11 protein-coding genes, 1 tRNA gene and 1 pseudogene are annotated in these 18,524 nt (G+C 63.8%); 3 read left to right on the plus strand and 10 right to left on the minus strand.

Annotated features, from left to right (window positions below):
- Positions 1-132 precede the first annotated feature (132 nt).
- The 3 genes from D9M09_RS01190 to D9M09_RS01200 form a co-directional block, all read right to left on the minus strand.
- Entirely contained in the window at positions 133-1,380 is a 1,248-nt protein-coding gene (locus D9M09_RS01190) for a DUF819 domain-containing protein (RefSeq protein ID WP_121668398.1), read from the minus strand.
- Between the two features lie 183 nt (positions 1,381-1,563).
- Positions 1,564-2,925, minus strand: a complete 1,362-nt coding sequence (gene yegQ, locus D9M09_RS01195; RefSeq protein ID WP_121668399.1) for a tRNA 5-hydroxyuridine modification protein YegQ — start codon at positions 2,923-2,925, stop codon at positions 1,564-1,566.
- 88 nt (positions 2,926-3,013) lie between these two features.
- Positions 3,014-3,652 carry a TetR/AcrR family transcriptional regulator gene (locus D9M09_RS01200; protein ID WP_070292438.1) on the minus strand — a complete coding sequence of 213 codons (639 nt, stop codon included), beginning with the start codon at positions 3,650-3,652 and terminating at the stop codon, positions 3,014-3,016.
- 105 nt (positions 3,653-3,757) lie between these two features.
- Between D9M09_RS01200 and D9M09_RS29525 the strand changes: the two are divergent.
- Positions 3,758-4,864 (plus strand): annotated as a pseudogene (locus D9M09_RS29525) (TCR/Tet family MFS transporter); the annotation flags it as partial.
- Here the strand turns inward: D9M09_RS29525 and D9M09_RS01210 are convergent.
- From D9M09_RS01210 to D9M09_RS01225, 4 genes are all read right to left on the minus strand, one after another.
- On the minus strand, positions 4,840-7,287 hold the full coding sequence (locus D9M09_RS01210) for an acyl-CoA dehydrogenase (protein ID WP_121668401.1): 2,448 nt from the start codon (positions 7,285-7,287) through the stop codon (positions 4,840-4,842). The pseudogene D9M09_RS29525 and the gene D9M09_RS01210 overlap by 25 nt on opposite strands.
- A 124-nt stretch (positions 7,288-7,411) precedes the next feature.
- A complete protein-coding gene (locus D9M09_RS29875; RefSeq protein WP_070217656.1) occupies positions 7,412-7,744 on the minus strand; it encodes a hypothetical protein in 333 nt (110 codons plus the stop codon).
- A 325-nt stretch (positions 7,745-8,069) separates the two neighbouring features.
- Positions 8,070-10,403: a PKD domain-containing protein gene (locus D9M09_RS01220; RefSeq protein WP_162995538.1), complete on the minus strand. Its 2,334-nt coding sequence runs from the start codon at positions 10,401-10,403 to the stop codon at positions 8,070-8,072.
- A gap of 541 nt (positions 10,404-10,944) precedes the next feature.
- A tRNA-Phe gene (locus tag D9M09_RS01225) sits at positions 10,945-11,020 on the minus strand.
- Positions 11,021-11,139: 119 nt separating this feature from the next.
- Between D9M09_RS01225 and D9M09_RS01230 the strand changes: the two genes are divergently transcribed.
- The gene (locus tag D9M09_RS01230) at positions 11,140-11,910 is read left to right on the plus strand and encodes a hypothetical protein (RefSeq protein WP_240453523.1); all 771 of its coding nucleotides are present in this window, start codon (positions 11,140-11,142) and stop codon (positions 11,908-11,910) included.
- Positions 11,911-11,954: 44 nt separating this feature from the next.
- Here the strand turns inward: D9M09_RS01230 and D9M09_RS01235 are convergent, their stop codons facing one another.
- The gene (locus D9M09_RS01235) at positions 11,955-12,380 is read right to left on the minus strand and encodes a hypothetical protein (protein ID WP_121668404.1); all 426 of its coding nucleotides are present in this window, start codon (positions 12,378-12,380) and stop codon (positions 11,955-11,957) included.
- 208 nt (positions 12,381-12,588) lie between these two features.
- Between D9M09_RS01235 and D9M09_RS01240 the strand changes: the two genes are divergently transcribed.
- The gene (locus tag D9M09_RS01240; protein ID WP_121668405.1) at positions 12,589-13,584 is read left to right on the plus strand and encodes a cytochrome-c peroxidase; all 996 of its coding nucleotides are present in this window, start codon (positions 12,589-12,591) and stop codon (positions 13,582-13,584) included.
- A 119-nt stretch (positions 13,585-13,703) separates the two neighbouring features.
- On the opposite strand, the gene D9M09_RS01245 is transcribed toward D9M09_RS01240, so the two are convergent.
- Together D9M09_RS01245 and D9M09_RS01250 are read right to left on the minus strand one after the other, a co-directional pair.
- A complete protein-coding gene (locus D9M09_RS01245; RefSeq protein ID WP_121668406.1) occupies positions 13,704-16,091 on the minus strand; it encodes a S9 family peptidase in 2,388 nt (795 codons plus the stop codon).
- A 92-nt stretch (positions 16,092-16,183) separates the two neighbouring features.
- Complete coding sequence (locus tag D9M09_RS01250; protein ID WP_121668407.1) at positions 16,184-18,454, minus strand: putative bifunctional diguanylate cyclase/phosphodiesterase; 2,271 nt, start codon at positions 18,452-18,454, stop codon at positions 16,184-16,186.
- Positions 18,455-18,524: the final 70 nt, after the last annotated feature.

Consider the following 18,524-nt stretch of genomic DNA (forward strand, 5'->3'; position numbering starts at 1 on the left):
GGTTTTGAGGGGTTTCTGCTACATTGTGGGGAGTTTTCAGGACACTGCGGCCGATGCGAGCAGTAAACGACAACGCCAGCCCGAAGGCTGGCGTTGTCGTTGCAAGCTTGGCTGGTCAAGCCGGGATGGGCATCACCCCGCCATGCTGCGCAGGATCAAGCCCGTGATGTAGGCGCCATAGGTGCCCAGCGCGTAGCCGAGCACGGCCAGCAGGACGCCCACGGGGGCCAGGGCCGGGTGGAAGGCGCTGGCGATGACGGGGGCCGAGGCGGCGCCGCCGATGTTCGCTTGCGATCCGACGGCCATGAAGAACAGGGGCGCGCGGATCAGCTTGGCGACGAGCAGCATCAGGCCGCCGTGCACGGCGATCCAGATCAGGCCCAGCAGGAACAGGAAAGGCTTGTCGAACAGGGCTTTCAAGTCCATGTGCATGCCGATGGTGGCCACCAGCACGTACAGCATGGCCGAGCCGATGGTCGAGGCGCCCGCGCCTTCCAGGCTGCGCGCCCGGGTAAAACTCAGCAGCAGGCCGAAGGTGGTGGCGAGCACGACGATCCAGAAGAAGTTCGACGTCAGGCTGTAATCCTGCAGGCGCCATTCTGCCGGCAGGGTGGTGATCCAGCTGATGATGGGGCCGGCCAGGAAATGCGACAGGCCCGTCACGCCCAGGCCCACGCCGAGGATGATCATGATGTCGGTCAGATTGGCGACGCGTGCATGCTGGGCCCGGTAGCTTTCGATGCTGTCCTTGAGCGCATTGATGGCCGTCAAGTCGGCACCGGTCCAGCGGTCGAAGGCGCCCGCGCGGCCGGCCAGGAACAGCAGCACGGCCGTCCAGACGTTGGCCACGAGCACGTCGACGGCGACGAACTGGCCGAACAGGGTGGCGTCCACTTCAAACACTTCCTTCATGGCGGCCTGGTTGGCGCCGCCGCCTATCCACGAGCCGGCGACAGTCGTCATGCCGCGCCAGGTGTCGCCCGCCACCGTTTCCGGGTGGATCAAACGCAGCGCCTCGAACGAGACGAGGGCGCCCAGCATGACGCCGAGGGTGCCGGTCAAAAACATGATGATGGCCTTGGGCCCCAGGCGGACGATGCCGCCGAAATCGATGGCCACGCACAGCAGCACCAGCGCGCTGGGCAGCAGGTAGTCGCGCGCCACGGCGTACAGGCCGGAAGCGTTGCCGTCGATGATGCCGAAGGTGTTGAGCAGCGCCGGGATCAGGTAGCACATCAGCAGCGACGGGATATAGGCGTAGAACTTTTTCCAGAAGCCGTTGGCGCGCGAGGCGGTCCAGAAGACGCCCCCCAGGGTCATGGCGAGCAGGCCGAGGACGACGGCATCGTTGGTGATCAGGGCGGGTGTGGCAGGTGGCATCGGGGATTCCGGTGAACGTGTCAGGGACGCACCGGATGCCGATAACGGCCCCGGGCGCAGGGTGGCCGTATCGTATAGCAATGTTGAAGCTTAAACAAATTGTTTAAGCGGTGGTCTGCAGATTTTTTCTTGTCAAATCAAACACTTGTAAACTGCTCGCCACCGCGCGCGCCAGACTGGTGGTTACAAATAGCGCGCCAGCAAGGCTTTATTTAGCGCCCCGTCGAGTTCGATGTGCACGAAGTGGCCGCTGCCTGGCGCCACCTGGATTTCGCTGCCGTCATCGGCCAGCATGCGGGCGATGGTGAAGTCGCGGTTGCCGCCCGGGTGCAGGGCTTCGATGCGGTCGCCCACGGCGAAGCGGTTTTTCACGTCCACCCTGGCCCAGCCATCCGTCACGCTCAGCACGTCGCCCACGTACTGGCTGCGGTCCGCCTCGGACGCGCCGCGCATGTAGTTCTGGTGCGTCTGCGTGTGGTGGCGCTGGTAAAAACCGTCCGTGTAGCCGCGGTTGGCCAGGCCTTGCAGCTGGCCCAGCAGGCTGATATCGAAGGGGCGGCCCGCCACGGCGTCGTCGATGGCCTGGCGGTAGACTTGCGCCGTGCGCGCCGCGTAGTACAGCGACTTGGTGCGGCCCTCGACCTTCAGCGAATCGACGCCGATCTTGACCAGGCGCTCGATGTGCTCGACGGCGCGCAAGTCCTTCGAATTCATGATGTAGGTGCCGTGCTCGTCTTCGAGGATGGGCATCAGCTGGCCCGGGCGCTGCGCTTCTTCGATGAAGTAGGGCTGGTCGGCCAGCGGGTGGCGCGGCTGCTGGTGCAGGGCGGAAAACGCGTTATTGTCGGCCTCGGCCAGCGCCTGATGAAATTCCAGCGGCACCACCTGCATGCCGCCCAGGTCGCCGCTGGCGTCTTCGGCGGTATTTTTCACCTTGTAATCCCAGCGGCAGGAATTCGTGCATGTGCCCTGGTTCGGGTCGCGGTGGTTGAAATAGCCGGACAGCAGGCAGCGGCCCGAATAGGCGATGCACAAGGCGCCATGGACGAACACTTCGAGTTCCATTTCCGGGCAGCGCTGGCGGATTTCCTCGATCTCGTCGAGCGACAGTTCGCGCGACAGGATCACGCGGGTCAGTCCCATGCGGTGCCAGAACTTCACGTCGGCCCAGTTGACGGCATTCGCCTGCACCGATAAGTGCACGGGAATCTCCGGCCACTTGTCGCGCACCATCATGATCAGGCCCGGATCGGCCATGATCAGGGCGTCGGGGCGCATGGCGATCACCGGTTCCATGTCGCGCAGATACGTTTTCAGCTTGGCGTTGTGGGCAAAGATATTGCTGGCGACAAAGAATTGCTTGCCGCGCGCATGCGCGCCATCAATGCCTTCTTGCAAGGCTTGCAAGGTCGAAAAATCGTTATTGCGCACGCGCAAGCTGTAGCGCGGCTGGCCCGCGTAGACGGCGTCGGCGCCATAGTCGAAGGCGGCATGCATCTTGGCCAGGGAGCCGGCAGGCAGGAGGAGTTCGGGAGCGTGGCGCATGGGATGGGCAAAGCCGGCGATTGTAGGCGGGCTGGCGCCGGATTGCCTTGCCTTGGGTCAAGGGATTGACATCCGATGCCCGGCAACGTCAGACGTAAGGCGTGCCCGCCAACGCTGCCTTCAGACCGACATGCCCCTGGTCCACCAAAGACAGAAAGCAGGTCTTGGCCAGCTGTGTGTCGCCATGCTGGCGGAAGTGCCGGTGCGCTTCGATCAGGGCCGTGCTCCAGGTGGCCAGCAGCAGGCTGGCCGCCAGCCGGGCCTGGGGATCGTGCGCGTCGCGCCCCGTGCTGTCGGTCAGCGCCGTTGCCACCACTTGCGCCAACTCGTCGCGGATCGCCCGCGCCCGCGCTTTCAGGGTCTCGCTGGCCTCGATGGTGGCAATAAAACCCTGGCCGGCGGCGGAAAACGTGACGTAGGGACTGTCTTTCCGTACCAGGCGGTGCGCCAGCAGGCGCAGCGTTTCGACCGGGGGCACCATGGGATCACGCTGGCGCAAGGCGGCGCGCAGCAGTTCGCGTCCCTCTTCCTCGCGGTCGAAGAACATGTCTTCCTTGCGGGGGAAGTGGTTGAACACCGTCATGCGCCCCACGCTGGCAGCCGCCGCGATCTCGTCCACCGTCACCTGCTCGAAGCCGCGCACGAAAAACAAACGCGTGGCGGCATTTGAGATGGCTTGCCGGGTGGCAAGGCGTTTGCGGGAGCGGAGGTCGGAAGGAATCGTCATGTTGCCCCGATCATACACGAAGTGTACTGAGTACAGATAAGGCTTGATGGTGTAGCCAGGCTGGGCGTACTATTTATATACTGAGTACATATTTAGATTGAGTATATGAAAATAGTCGTTCCGGCGACAGCGCTGCCTGTCATCTTTGCCACGGTCGTGCTCGACGCCGTCGGCATCGGCCTGGTCTTCCCCATCTTGCCCGCGCTGCTGCGCGACGTCACGCATGCCGATAACGTGGCGGCGTATATCGGCATCATGACGGCCCTGTATGCGTTGATGCAGTTCATCTTTGCGCCCGTGCTGGGCGCGCTGAGCGACCGCCTGGGGCGGCGCCCCGTGCTGCTGCTTTCGCTGGCGGGCGCGGCCGTCAATTACCTGTTCCTCGCGTTTGCGCCCAGCCTGTGGATGCTGCTGCTGGGGCGCGCCATTGCGGGCTTGACGAGCGCCAATGTGTCCGTGGCCACGGCCTACATCACCGATATTTCTCCCGAGGAAACGCGGGCGCGCCGTTTCGGCTTGCTCAACGCCATGTTCGGCGCCGGCTTCATCATTGGCCCCGTGCTCGGCGGCGCGCTGGGCGATTACGGGCTGCGCTTGCCGTTCATGACGGCGGCCATCTTGAATGCCGGCAACCTGCTGCTGGCGTTGCTGACGTTGCCAGAATCACGTCGGCCCACGGGCGAAAAAATCGACCTGCTGGCATTGAATCCATTGCGCCCGCTGCGCTGGGTGTTATCGCAGAAAAGCTTGCTGCCGATCACCGCCATCTTCTTTACCTTCAGCGCGGCGGGCGAGGTGTATGGCGTGTGCTGGGCGCTGTGGGGCCACGATGCGTTCGAATGGAACGGGCTGTGGATCGGCCTGTCGCTGGGCGCGTTTGGCGTGTGCCAGGCGCTGGCCCAGGCTTTTCTGCCCGGCCCGGCCGTGAAGCTGCTGGGCGAACGCGCCACCATCCTGGCGGGCGTGGCCTGCGCCTGCGTCGCGCTGGTCGTCATGGCCTTCGCCACCCGCAGCTGGATGATCTTCGCCATCATGCCCGTGTTTGCCCTGGGCGGCATCGGCGCGCCGGCCCTGCAGTCGTTGGCCACGCGGCAAGTTGCCGAGGACAGGCAAGGCCAGTTTCAGGGCGTGCTGGCCTCGTCCGTGAGCCTGGCATCCGTGCTGTGCCCGCTGGTATTTTCCAGCATTTATTTTGGCGTCAGGGCGTACTGGCCCGGCGCCGTCTGGTTGTCGGTGATCGTCGTGTATGCGGCACTGGTGCCGCTCGTGCTGGGCTTGTCGTTGGCCTCGACCACGCCGGCGTCATCGCGGGGATAGGCGTCCGGCGTTTCGTGCGCTGCGGCGGGCGCAAAATCGTCGACCTGGATCAAACCATCGACCAGGCGTGCATATTCCAGCAAGCTATTGTGCTCCTGGCAATTGACGTTGCCTGTGGCCTTGGCCGCTGCCAGCCACGGCTGCATGGCGGACAGGCTTTGCGGCAGGTGCCGCAGGGCCGCGCCTTCGGGCGTGTCCTTCAGGCGTTTTTCGATGTGCAAAACCTCGGGCAGCAGGGCCAGCGCCCGCTCGGCGCAGGCGACGGGATCGTTGCCCTCGCTGGCGACATGGCCGTCGGCCAGCAGGCGTTCGCGGTCCGCGCCCGGTGTTTGCAGGGCCAGCGCCACTTCGCTGCCCAGCTCGTCGGACGGCGGGCGGTGGGGCAGGCCGAACGGGAACAGCAAGGTGCGCAGCAGCACGGCCAGCACGCGCGCGGGGAAATTGTCGAGCACGCCCGTCAAGCCCTGCTGCGCCTTGACCAGCGCATCCTGCAGCGACCAGTGCACGTAGGGCAGGTCGGCCTCGGGCCGGCCATCGTCCTCGTAGCGCTTCAGCACTGAAGAAGCCAGGTACAGTTGCGCCAGCACGTCGCCCAATCTGGCGGACAGCCGCTCGCGGCGCTTGAGTTCGCCACCAAGCACGAACATCGACATATCCGTCATGACGGCAAACGCCGTCGACAGCCGCGTCAGGGCGCGGTAGTAGGGCGCCAGTGCCGGGGCGCCGGCGTCGGGCACGGCCGCCAGGCGCGCGCCGCCCAGTCCGTACCACAAGCCCCTGGCCACGTTGCCCAGCACAAAGCCCACATGGCCGAAGAAGGCCGCGTCGAAATCGCGCAAGGCCTTGCGGCCGTCGCTTTCGTTGACGGCGGCCATTTCCCTCAGTACATACGGATGCGCGCGGATGGCGCCCTGGCCGAAGATGATCAGGCTGCGCGTGAGGATGTTGGCCCCTTCGACGGTGATCGCGATGGGGATTTGCTGGTAGGCGCTGGCGAGGAAATTGTTCGGACCCACGCAGATGCCCTTGCCGCCGAGAATGTCCATGCCGTCGTTGACGAGCGCGCGGCCCCGTTCCGTCACATGGTATTTGACGATGGCGGAAATGACGGCCGGCTTCTCGCCCAGGTCGACGGCGTGCGCGGCCAGAGTGCGGGCCGCATCCATCAGGTACAGGTTGGCGCCCATGCGGGCCAGCGCTTCCTGCACCCCTTCGAACTTGCCGATGGGCATGTTGAACTGGCGCCGCACGGCCGCATACGCACCGGTGCCGCGCACGGCCATCTTGCCCATGCCCACGCTGGACGAGGGCAGCGAGATGGCGCGTCCCGCCGCCAGGCATTCCATCAGCATGCGCCATCCTTTCCCCACTTGCGCCTGGCCGCCGATGACCCAGTCGATAGGGATAAAGACATCGTTGCCGGAGGTGGGGCCGTTCTGGAAGGCGGCATTGAGCGGATGGTGGCGGCGGCCGATCACCACGCCGTCGTGGCTGGCGGGGATCAGGGCGCAGGTGATGCCGGGCGTATCGTTGTCGGAGAGCAAGTGGTCGGGATCGCTGGTCTGGAAAGCCAGCCCCAGCAAGGTCGCCACGGGCGCCAGGGTGATGTAGCGCTTGTTCCACGTGAGGCGGAAACCCAGGGTGGGGCGACCTTCATGCATGCCCATGCACACGACGCCCAGGTCGGGGATGGCGGCCGCGTCGGAGCCCGCATACGGGCTGGTCAGCGCGAAACACGGGATCTCAGTGCCGGCAGCCAATCGCGGCAAGTAATGGTTTTTCTGTTCCTCGGTGCCGTAGTGCAACAACAACTCGGCCGGTCCCAGCGAATTGGGCACCATCACGGTCACGGCCAGCGCCGAGCAGCGGCTCGACAGTTTCATCACCACCTGCGAATGCATGTAGGCGGAGAACTGTTTGCCGCCGTATTGCTTGGGAATGATCATGCCGAGGAAACCCTGGCTTTTCATGTAGGCCCAGGCTTGCGGTGGCAAATCCTGCGCCTGTTGGGTTTCCCAGTCGTCGACCAGTTCGCACAAGCGCTCGACGTCATGGTCAAGAAAATGGCGCTCTTTGGCGCTGAGCGTGGCGCGGCCATAGCCCAGCAATTTTGTCCAGTCGGGCTTGCCGGAAAACAGCTCGGCATCCCACCACGTGGTGCCCGCTTCGAGCGCGTCGCGTTCCGTGTCGGACATCGTCGGCAGGATGCGTTTGAACAGGGCCAGCAGGTGCGGGGTAATCAGTGCGCGGCGCACGGGGCCGGGCGCGAACAGTACAACCAGGCCCAGCAGGGCCACCATCAGTATGAGCGTCAGCATGCGATATCTCCCTGTGTCATGACGACAGGGTAGGCCGATGCGGCCGATGTGACTGTGCGGTACAGCGCATACGGAGCAACGCCAACCGCAGGGGTTGGCGTTGTAGTGTCTGGCGTGAGGCGTATTAGCGTTGCGGGACGACGATCACCGTGTCGCCCGTCTTGCCCTTGGCACCGTCGTCGCCCTTGGCGCCGTCGTTGCCTTGCGCACCGGTAGCGCCCTTGGCGCCATCGTATCCGGCGGCACCGCTGTCGCCGGTCTGGCCCGTGGCGCCGGTGGCACCGGTCGCGCCGGCAGGGGCTTCAGCGCCCTTGGCGCCCGTGGCGCCGGCAGGACCAGGCGCGCCGGCAGGGCCGGGAACGACTTGGACGACGGTCGGTGCGGGTGGCGCTTCGCGCTGGCAAGCGGTCAGGGCGAGGGTAGAGGCGAGCGCGAGCAATATCAAGGTAGGTTTCATGATGCATCCTTTGGCAGTGAGCCGTAATGTACGGAACGGCTCGACGGCGTCGGGCGCGAGTTTCGCATGGCGGTGTGGCGGGGAGAGCTGACCAGCCGACCCATCAGCCGTGTCGCGCAGGGCGCTGGCGGCGGGAGGGAAAGTGATGGTCTGCCTGCAGCATGGGCCCTTGGGTGGCTGCAGTCCGTTCGTTTGCGTACATAGCGGCGGGGTGGGGTGGAGGTTTTGTGCAAGGCAAACAAAAAAGCCAACCCGGAGGTTGGCTGAGGATGTTCAGAGCAGGCTGGCAGCTCCCTGATTGACCGTCTGGTGCTGCCTGGCGCGTTTATTTAACGGTGAAACTTTTGTCGTAGCCACCATTCGTACTTGTATATCCTAATGTGTCACGGAACGCTGTCCAGCCAACCACCCATTGCCCCGCTTTGGCGCCTGCGGGTATCGTCACCGTTGAACTGAAAGTAGCATGCTTCGCGTCGCCGGATGCCAGCACCCATTTGCTGTCGATGCGGGTGCCGCCGATATCGGCGCTGTTGTACCAATAGGGATTGGGCAGGGCGTTGAGATTGATCCCGGTGGCATCTGTCACGGTGACGGTGGTCGTCACCAGTTGACTTGTCTGCGAGACGTCAACGATGGCGGGGGTGACAGTGATGGCAGAAACGGCGGGCCCTGACGTGTCGCTGAGCCCATTGCTTTGCACGGTGAAACCCTGGCTGTAGCCGCCATTCGTACTCGTATATCCTAATGTGTCACGGAACGCTGTCCAGCCAACCGTCCAGGAGCCGGCTTTGGCGCCTGCGGGTATCGTCACCGTCGAACTGAACGTAGCATGCTTCGCGTCGCCGGATGCCAGCACCCATTTGCTGTCGATGCGGGTGCCGCCGATATCGGCGCTGTTGTACCAATAGGGATTGGGCAGGGCGTTGAGATTGATCCCGGTGGCATCTGTCACGGTGACGGTGGTCGTCACCAGTTGACTTGTCTGGGAGACATCAACGGTGGTGGGATTGACGGTGATGGCTGACACGGTGGGACCCGATGTGTCGCTGAGTTCATTACTTTGCACGGTGAAACCCTGGCTGTAGCCGCCATTTGTACTCGTATAGTCTAATACGTCACGGAAGGCGAGCGAGCCGACCAGCCATTCGCCTGCTTTGGCGCCTGCGGGGATCGTCACCGTCGAACTGAAGGTGGCATGCTTCGCGTCGCCGGACGCCAGTTTCCATTGGCTGTTGATGCGGGTGCCGCCGATGTCGGCGACGTTGTACCAATGGGGGGCGGGCAGGGCGTTGAGATTGACGCCGGTGGCATCTGTCACGCTGACGGTGGCCGTCACCTGTTGACTTGTCTGCGAGACGTCAATGATGGCGGGGGTGACAGTGATGGCCGACACGTTGGGGCCGGAGTTGTCGACGGCGCTGGCAGTGACAGTAACAGTTGCGTCCGCACTGCTCGCCTTGCCATCGTTGACGATGAGTTTAGCTACATACAAACCGGTGGTATCGGCGGTAAAGGTGCTCTTGGCCGAGCTGGCGGAAAACAAGGAGGCCTTGCTGTTCGCCGGTTTTGTCGTCAGCTCCCAGGCAAAAGTCAAGACATCGCCATTGGCGTCCGAACTGGCGCTGCCATCGAGTTCCACCACGCTGCCGGACAAGACATTTTGCGCGTAGCCTGCGTTCGCCACCGGCGCCGCATTGGCTACACTGGCCGTAATACTGACCGCTGCCGCGTTGCTGCTGACCTTGCCGTCGTTGACGATGACGCTGGCAACATAGGTGCCGGCCACATCCGCCGTAAAAGTGGGTCTGACGGAGGTCGGCGACGACAAGCTTGCCGTACTGCCTGCCGGTCTGGATTGCAGGGTCCATGCATAGCTGAGCGTACGGCCGGCATCGGCCGAACTGGCGCTGCCATCGAGCGTGACGACAGTCCCCGTCACCACGCTTTGTAGCGGTCCCGCCTGGGCGACAGGGGGGACGGCAGCAATATCGGCGATGATTTGCTTGATGGCGTCTGTATTGGTGATCTTGGCCAGCGCGGTGACGACCTGGGTGAGCCGGGCGGCGTTGATTTTTACTCTGAGCGCATCCAGAAGCCTGTCCTGCGCATCGCCGCCGGCCGGGTTGCCCTGTGTCGCGGCTTTCAATGGCGTGGCAAGGAAATCAACGAGGGGGCTCGTGTCGACGACACCGTTGAGTACCGTCCCCACATCAGCCTGCGCTGCCTTCACTGCAGTGGGAGTGACCTTGTTGTTGGCAATCGTGGCGTCAAACGCGGCAAAGAAGACCGTCGGTTCGCTCCCCAGTACCCGCGCCGTCAGCATTTCGGTTAGTGGCGTTATGTTGGCAGTGGCGGCGCTGCCGTTTCCCAGCACGAGCGTGTGTAATTTTGAGCCATCCGCCGGATCGGTGATCTGGAGCAGGCACGGTAGGTTGCCGCCGGCTACGGCAAGGCTGTAGCTGCCGTCAGCCAGCGTCGTGGCGTTGCCGGTGCCTGTCTGGCATTTGGCAGTAATAGTGGCGCCAGCAATGGCCTTCCCCGTTGCGGCAGTGCCGTTGACTGTTAGACTTGTTGGGGTGACAGGAACAGGTGACGAGCCACCACCGCCACCGCATGCAACGAGCATGCACGAACTAAGTACAGTTGCCAGTATCTTCATTGAATCTATCCATTTCTAATTTTTAAGTGATGCCTGTGCTTGGGTCGTACTGAAATGGCCTGGTGTGGCCAGAGTCAGGCTGCTGATGTAAATTATATATCTTTTGAGCAATATTGCTTATTTCAAATCCAGCCGATGAATTTGACGAAGGCGTGCCCCGCCAGAGCGTTGGGCAAGCTATCGCTGTGCGTAACGCTGCGTGACTGGCGATGAGGCCGTAGCGAGAGCGAGCAACGCTGAAAAAAAAGCCAAGCCGAAGGCTGGCTTTTTGCTATGTAGTGCTGAATGGGTGCCAAGTACCGAATAAGCCTGCACTCTGATTTGAGGCGGTCGTCCTCCGCGGCGACGGAAGGCGTGGCGTGAATGAGCTTTAAGTCGACACGTTTGTATGGCGGAGCAAATAAACGCGAGCAAGGAGAAGAGCCGTCCGAAGTATGCTGGCCTACCGGACACCATGGATGGACCGGGGCAAAGACTTTTGAGCCGGTAAACAAAAAAGCCAACCCGGAGGTTGGCTTTTTGCTATGTTCTGCTGAATTCTTGGTGGCCCGGGGCGGAATCGAACCACCGACACAAGGATTTTCAATCCTCTGCTCTACCGACTGAGCTACCAGGCCAAGGCGGCGAATTATAGCAGAAAGACTTTCTACCTGACCAGAGCTAGCTGTGTTCAAATGCAACAGATGGCCAAAACATGGTGTTTTGGCATCCTTGTATGACCCGAAGGGATGTGGCGATGCAGCGACGTATTGGAGTGCAGGGCCTGGCGGTGGCGGGCTTGTTCAGTTTGTTTTGCGGCGCTGCGCGGGCCGATGGGTTGGCCGATTTGAATGCGGCGCTGGCCCGATTGCAGGGCCAGATGCCCATCAAGGCGCAGGTGGAATCGAAAAGCTGGCGCCGTGAGGGCGAGGGCAAGGCGGCGGAAGAGGATAGCGGCCAGGCCACGGTGGCTGTCGAGGGCGGACCGGCGGGCTTGCAAGTGCTCTACAGCAAGGATTTGCTGGCGAAAGTGGAGGCCGAGCAGCGCGCCAGGGTGAAGGATCCGAAGGTCAAGACGCCGATCGGCTTTGCGCTGGGGGAGATGAAGGCGGCGGAGTTGCGTTCCATGGTGTCGGCGGCCGATTCCCTGTCGCGCGAGATCGAGGAAGCCGTGTTCAGCGGGGAAAAGATCGATAGCTACAAGGGCAAGCCGGCGCGCCTGCTCAGCTTTACCTTGTCGCTCGACAAGGTGCCGGAGAAAGACCGCAAGTATGTGAAGAAGTTCGAAGGCGGCATCGAGGTGTGGATCGCCGCCGACGGCACGCCGCTGGCCAGCCATTTCCACTTTGATGTGAGCGGGCGCGCCTTTGTCGTCGTCAGCTTTACGCAAAAGACGGACGAGACGCGCCAGTATGGCGTCAGCGGCGACCATTTATTGTTGCTGCGCAAGGAAAGCAAGAATGCCACCTCGGGCGCGGGCGAGAAGGTGGAAAGCAAGATCGTCAAGACCTTGCAGCTGCAATCCTGACGTGTTGCCGCATCATCACGCAAGCCGCTGATCCAGCGGCTTTTTTACATCGCCGAGCTGCCGCCCATGGCGCTCTTTTGCAGCACGCAGCGTCCCGCCTCGCAGGTGGCGCCCGGGTCCGTGACGATGGAGCAGGTCGACATCATGCCGTCAGCCTGCTGCTGCTTGCGGCTGGCCTCGGCTTGCGCCTGGGCCAAGGCCTTGAGTTTTTTGCCGTCATTGTCCTTGCTGGACCAGGCCAGATAGCGCTCGGGACCGCCGCAGGCTTTGGCGCCGATGGCGATGGTTTGGCATTGCTGGGTGGAATCGCAGGCGGCGGCGCCCACTTCCGCCTGAATTTGCGCCAGCAAGCCGGCATTGCCGGGCGCGGGTGGCGCATCTTGTGCGGGGGCGCTGCCGCAGGCACTGGTAGCCAGCAGCAGGATGGCGGCGCACGCGGTGCGCAGGGCGGAGTAGGTAGGTGTATGCATGCCTTCATCATGTGCCACGCTTGCCCAAATGGCAAGCGCGATTCGCGCGCTGGACGATCCTTGACGCCGGTCATTTTCATTATCAAGCCGTCAAAGTTAATATAAATCAACATCCAATCAGCGATGGTCGGGTGGCGACCGGGCCGCCGCGCTGCATTCCCGCGCCGGCGTGCACCGCCGATTCGGGAATGCTTCCAGGAGTTAGACTATGCGCCGTACCCTCTCCCCCTTTGTCTTCATCGCCAGCCTCGCTTTCAGCGGCACGCTGCACGCCGCCAGCAAGGAGCCGATCCAGCCCATCACGGCCGCCAAGGTGGCCAATCCGGCCATGGTCGAACTGGGCAAGAAACTGTTTTTCGATCCGCGGCTGTCGCGTTCCGGATTTATTTCCTGTAATAGCTGCCATAACCTGAGCATGGGCGGCACGGATAACATCAAGACGTCGATCGGCCACAACTGGCAGCGCGGACCCATCAACTCACCGACGGTACTCAATTCCAGCATGAACGTGGCGCAATTCTGGGATGGCCGCGCCAAGGATTTGCAGGAGCAGGCGGGCGGCCCCATCGCCAATCCGGGCGAGATGGCTTTTACGCACGAGCTGGCCATCGACGTGCTGGCCTCGATTCCCGCCTACCGCGCGGAATTCCGGCAAGTATTTGGCCAGGATAAATTGACCATCGAGCAAGTCACGCGTGCCATCGCCGCCTTCGAGGAAGTGCTGGTGACGCCCGGTTCGCGCTTCGACCAATGGCTGATGGGCAAGAAAAGCGCGCTGACGAAAGACGAGCTGGCCGGCTACCAGCTGTTCAAATCCAGCGGCTGCATCGCCTGCCATAACGGCCCCGCCGTCGGCGGCAATACTTTCCAGAAGATGGGTGTGGTGGAACCGTACAAGACGGCGATGACGGCGCAAGGGCGCTCGGCCGTGACGGGCAAGGATGCCGACCGCTTCAACTTCAAGGTGCCGACCCTGCGCAACGTGGAATTGACGTATCCCTACTTCCACGATGGCGAAGCGGCCACCCTGACGCAGGCCGTCGATGTGATGGGCCGTTTACAGCTGGGCCGCACGTTTGCGCCCGATGAAAACGCGCAACTCGTCGCTTTCCTGAAAACACTCACGGGCAAGCAGCCGCACCTCGTGCTGCCGATCCTGCCGCCATCGAGCGACACGACGCCGCGGCCGGTGCCGTTTGACTGAGTGCTTGTGGTGGGTGTGGTGTCGGATTACGCCCTTGCGGGCTAATCCGACCTACACCTCAGCGAGTAGGTCGGATTAGCGGCGCAGCCGCGTAATCCGACATTTTTTGTTGATATCGCTTATTTCAACGTACGATTGAACAGCTGATAGATACGGCGGTACTGGTCATACCACGCTTCCGGCTGCACGAAGCCGTGGCGCTCCATCGGGTAGCTGGCCATTTCCCAGTTGTCCTTTTTGAGCTCGATCAAGCGCTGCGCCAGGCGCACGGAATCCTGGTAAAACACGTTGTCGTCGATCATGCCGTGGGCGATCAGGAGGTTGCCCGTCAGCTTGTCGGCGTATTCGATGGGCGACGAGATTTGATACGCCTGCGGATCGACGTCCGGCGTGTTCAGGATGTTGGCCGTGTACTCGTGGTTGTACGTGGTCCAGTCCGTCACGGGACGCAGGGCGGCGCCGGACTTGAAGATTTCCGGCGCGCGCATCAGGGCCATCAGGCTCATGAAGCCGCCATAACTGCCGCCATAGATGCCCACGTTCTTGATATCGCCCTGGTGCCGGGCTGCCAGCCAGTTGGCGCCATCGATGAAATCTTCCAGTTCCGGGTGGCCCATCTGGCGGTAGATGGCCGTGCGCCAGGCGCTGCCGTAACCGAGCGAGGCGCGGTAGTCGACGTCGAGTACGATATAGCCTTGCTCCACCAGCAGGTTGTGGAACATCTGTTCGCGGAAGTACACGGGGTAGCGCTCGGTGACGTTCTGCAGGTAGCCGGCGCCGTGCGCGAACATGACGATCGGGTAGCGCTTGCCCGCTTCCAACTGCGCGGGGCGATACAGCTTGGCCCAGATGGGCGCCGCGCCATGCGTGGATGGCACTTGCACCAGTTCCGGCATGACCCAGTTGCGGGCCTTGAAGGCGTCGCTGCGCGTATCGGTCAGGATATTCGCCTTGCCGCCTGCGACGGAAATGGTCGCCAGCTGGGCCGGCATATAGCTGGTCGAATAGCGCAGCAGCAGCTTGCCGCCATCGGGCGACAGGCCGAAGTTTTCCACGCCTTTCAAACTGGTGACTTCGCGCGCGCCGCCATCCCTGGCCGTGCTGGCGCACACTTCATACGTGCCTGGCGCTTGCGGGTTGCACATAAAATAGGCGGTCTTGCCGTCGCGGCTCCATTCGACGGCGCTCACTTCCCATTGCCCGCTGGTCAAGGCGCGCGCGGGTGCGGCGCCCGTTTTCGTGTACAGGTGGGCGTAGCCGCTTTCCTCGGACAGATACCACAGGGTGGCGTTGTCGGGCAGCCAGCCGAATTGCTCGGCGCGGCGGTTGACCCAGGCCGTGTCGCTGATGCGGTGCGCGGGCACGAGGGCGCCGTTGGCCAGGTCGACGGTGGCGAGCCAGCCGTCCTTGTTGTCGATGGCGCGCACGCGCACGGCCGCTTTGGAACCGTCATCGGTCCAGGCGATGCCGTCGCGCTGGGCGTCGATGCGCACGGGGCGGTTGCCTTTCAGCGGCGGCAGCTTCTGTTCGGCGCGCAGGCTGGCCAGCGGGTCGGTGGCGATGCCGGGCAGGCTGTCGAAAGCGATCTCGCGTACCTGGCCCGTGCGCAGGTCCGCCAGTTTCAGGCTTTGCGCGATCGGCATGTTGCGGCCCACGCGCGTGCGCTCGTCGTCCGCTTCCGGATAGCCCGTTTCCGTGACGTAGCGTGCCAGTTTGCCCAGCTTGCCCTTTTCGGCGGCCTTGTCTTGCGTGACGAACAGCAGCCAGCGGCCGTCCGGCGACAGGGCACTGCCGGAAATGGTCACTTTGTCGCCCAGGTAGATCGGTTCCGGCGCACGCGTGGCGTCCAGGCGGCGCTCTTCGTGGCGGCGCTCGCGGCTGGCGTCGCGGTCGTCCTTCTGGCGCGCCAGGTTGACGATCAGGCGCAGCTGCAGCTCGCGCAGGGCGTCCGCTTCCGGCTTGGCGTCCGGGTCCTTGGCCGCGCGCAGCAGGGCGACGGGGGCGCTCAGGCGGTCAGCGCGGCTCCAGCTGAACCAGTCGCTGCCGCTGCGGTACTGCACGGCGCTGCCGTCGGCGGAATACTGCGGGTCGCTGATGGCGGAGACGCCCCGCGTGATCTGGACCAGGGCGCCGTTTTTCAGGTCGCGCTCGAACAAGTCGCCGTTGCGCAGCAGGATGGCGCGCGTGCCGGCCCGGTTGACGATCATCTGCTGGCCGTCGAGGTTCGCCAGTTGCGCATCGTCGACCTTCTTGCCGCTATTGAGTTTCGCATGCGCGCCAGATACATGAAACGTGTCGCGCAGGGACGAGCCGAGGCGTTTTTGTTTGTAGTAGAGCTGGCCGTTCCAGCCCCACCACGCCGCTTCGACGGGTGTGCCGATCCAGTCGGGATCGGCCATGGCCTGGTCCAGCGTGATCGGCGTGGGCGCGGTGGCAGAGGGGGCCGCGTTGGCGGCGGGCAGCAGAGATAGCAGCAGGAGCGGCAGCAGGGGAAGAACCAGACGCATCGGAGATCACTTTAACGAGAGGGGATGGTGAAGGTACAGGCTATGAGGCCGGTATTCTAGCGGAGGAGTTTCGTGCAGGAAATGTCGGAAAGCTAAGCTTGATGCCGGGCCAGCCAGACGAGAAACTCATCGAGCGGCATCGGCCGCGCATACAGGAAGCCTTGCAAGCCGTCGCAATCGTGGGCGACGAGGAAGTCGGCCTGCTCCTGCGTTTCCACGCCTTCGGCCACGACGCGCAAGCCCAGGTGGCGCGCCATGGCCAGGATCGCCTGCACGATGGCCGTGTCGCGCGCATCGCGCGGCGTGTCGTCGATGAAGCGCTTGTCGATTTTCAGTTCGTACAGCGGCATCGAGGTCAGGTAGGCGAGGCTGGAATAACCGGTGCCGAAATCGTCGATGGAAAAGCGGATGCCCAGGTCCGCCAGTTCGCGCATACGCGCCAGCGAGGCGTCGCGCTGGTCGATCAGCAAGCCTTCCGTCAGTTCCAGGATCAGGGCGCCGGCCGGCGTGCCGTGTTCGGCCAGCGCCGCCTGCACGCGGGCGGCGAAATCGGGCTGGCGAAACTGCGCCGGACTGACGTTCACGGACAGGGGGACGGGCCGGCCCGCCTGCGCCAGCAGGCTGGCGGCGCGGCACGCTTCGCGCAGGGCCCAGTGCCCGAGCCTGACGATCAGTCCAGATTCCTCGGCAATCGGAATGAAGATATCCGGCGCGATATGGCCGCCGTCCGCCTGCGGCCAGCGCATCAGCAATTCGGCGCCCGTCACCCGGCTGTGGCGGTCGACCTGCGGCTGTACGTGCATGCACAATTGCCCCAGGTCGAGGGCGCGCGCCAGCGCCCGTTCCAGGGTCAGGCGGCGCTCCACGCCCGCCTGCATGGCCGCTTCAAAGAAGGCGATGCCGTTGCGTCCTTCCGCCTTGGCGCGGTACATGGCGATGTCCGCTTCGCGCAGCAGGTCGTGCGCCTGCTGGCCCGCTTTCGGCAGCAGGGTCACGCCGATGCTGGCGCTGCAATGATAGGACTGCGCGCCGATCTCGAAGTCGCGCGCGATGGCGGCGCGGATTTTCTCGGCCACCTGGGCCGCCGCGCGGGCGGCGCTGTCCAGGTCATCGGCCAGGTGCGCCAGCAGCACGACGAATTCGTCGCCGCCGATGCGCGCCACCGTGTCGGCCTTGCGCATCAGCTGCGCCAGCCGTTCGCCCGCCAGGCGCAGCAGTGCGTCGCCCGTGGCGTGGCCGCGCGCGTCGTTGATGTGCTTGAAGTGATCGAGGTCGATGAACATCAGCGCGCTGATGGTCTGGTTGCGCGGCGCGGCGGCCAGCAGGTGGCCGATGCGGTCCGTCAGCAGGCGCCGGTTGGGCAAGCCCGTCAGCACGTCGTAGAAGGCCAGGCGGTGGATGTCCGCTTCCGATTTCTTGCGCTCGTCGATTTCCCGCTCGACGGCCACCCAGTGCGTCTGCCTGCCTTCCGCATCCGTGAACGGCACCAGTTCCGCTTCGACCCAGTACGCCTTGCCCGCCTTGTTGTAGTTCAGCAATTCCGCCCTGGCCGGCTGGGCACGGGCCATGGCGGCGGCGATGCGCGCCAGTTCGTCCGCATCGGTGGCGGGGCCTTGCTGGAACAGCAGGCTGCGGCCCAGCACCTCGGCGCGCGCATAGCCGCTGCTGCGTTCGAAGGCGTCATTGACGAAGATGATGCGCGTGGCCGATACCGTCCCGGCGCCGGGGTCGGGCGGGCCGTCCAGCACTTCGGCGATCATCACCATGTCGTTCAGGCGGGCCAGCGCCGTGGCCGTCAGGCGCAGCTCGGCGTTCAGCTGCGACAAGGCCTGGCTGCTGTCTTCCAGGTGGCGCAGCAGAAAGGCGCAGGACAGGGTCAGCACGGCGGCGATGAACAGAAAGTTCAGGGCCACGATCAGCGCGCGCAGCACGGGAGAATCGGGCGTGCCCGGCAGGCGCAGGGCGACGTCGGGATGCAGGCCGAGGAAAAAGATGGTCAGCGTGGTCAGGACCAGGGTCGACAAGGCTGGCCGCATGCCCAGCAGCAGTGCCGCCAGCACGGGCATGAGCATCATGTAAATCTGGCTGACGGGACCGATTTTCAGCAGCAGGCCCACGCCCACCAGATAGGCGACGATGAGGAATTGCCACACGCGCCAGCGGTAGGGCATGGCGTGCAGATGCCAGATGAGGCCGATCCAGCCGATGGCCAGCAAGTCGAGGACGACGATGGACCAGATCGCCTCGCTCGCGGCCAGCAGCGCGCTGGGAATGGCCGTGACGATTCCAAGCAGCAGCACCACCTGCAACAGGCGGGTAAAGACCAGGCCGCGCCAGTGCGCGAGATCGCTCGATATCGCCACGCTGCCATCCTTCCCCTGGGGTAAGCTGCCGCCGCGCCGTGCATTACTGCTGAGTAAATATTACGCGCTA

The sequence above is a fragment of the Janthinobacterium agaricidamnosum genome (assembly GCF_003667705.1).
Classification (GTDB): domain Bacteria; phylum Pseudomonadota; class Gammaproteobacteria; order Burkholderiales; family Burkholderiaceae_D; genus Janthinobacterium.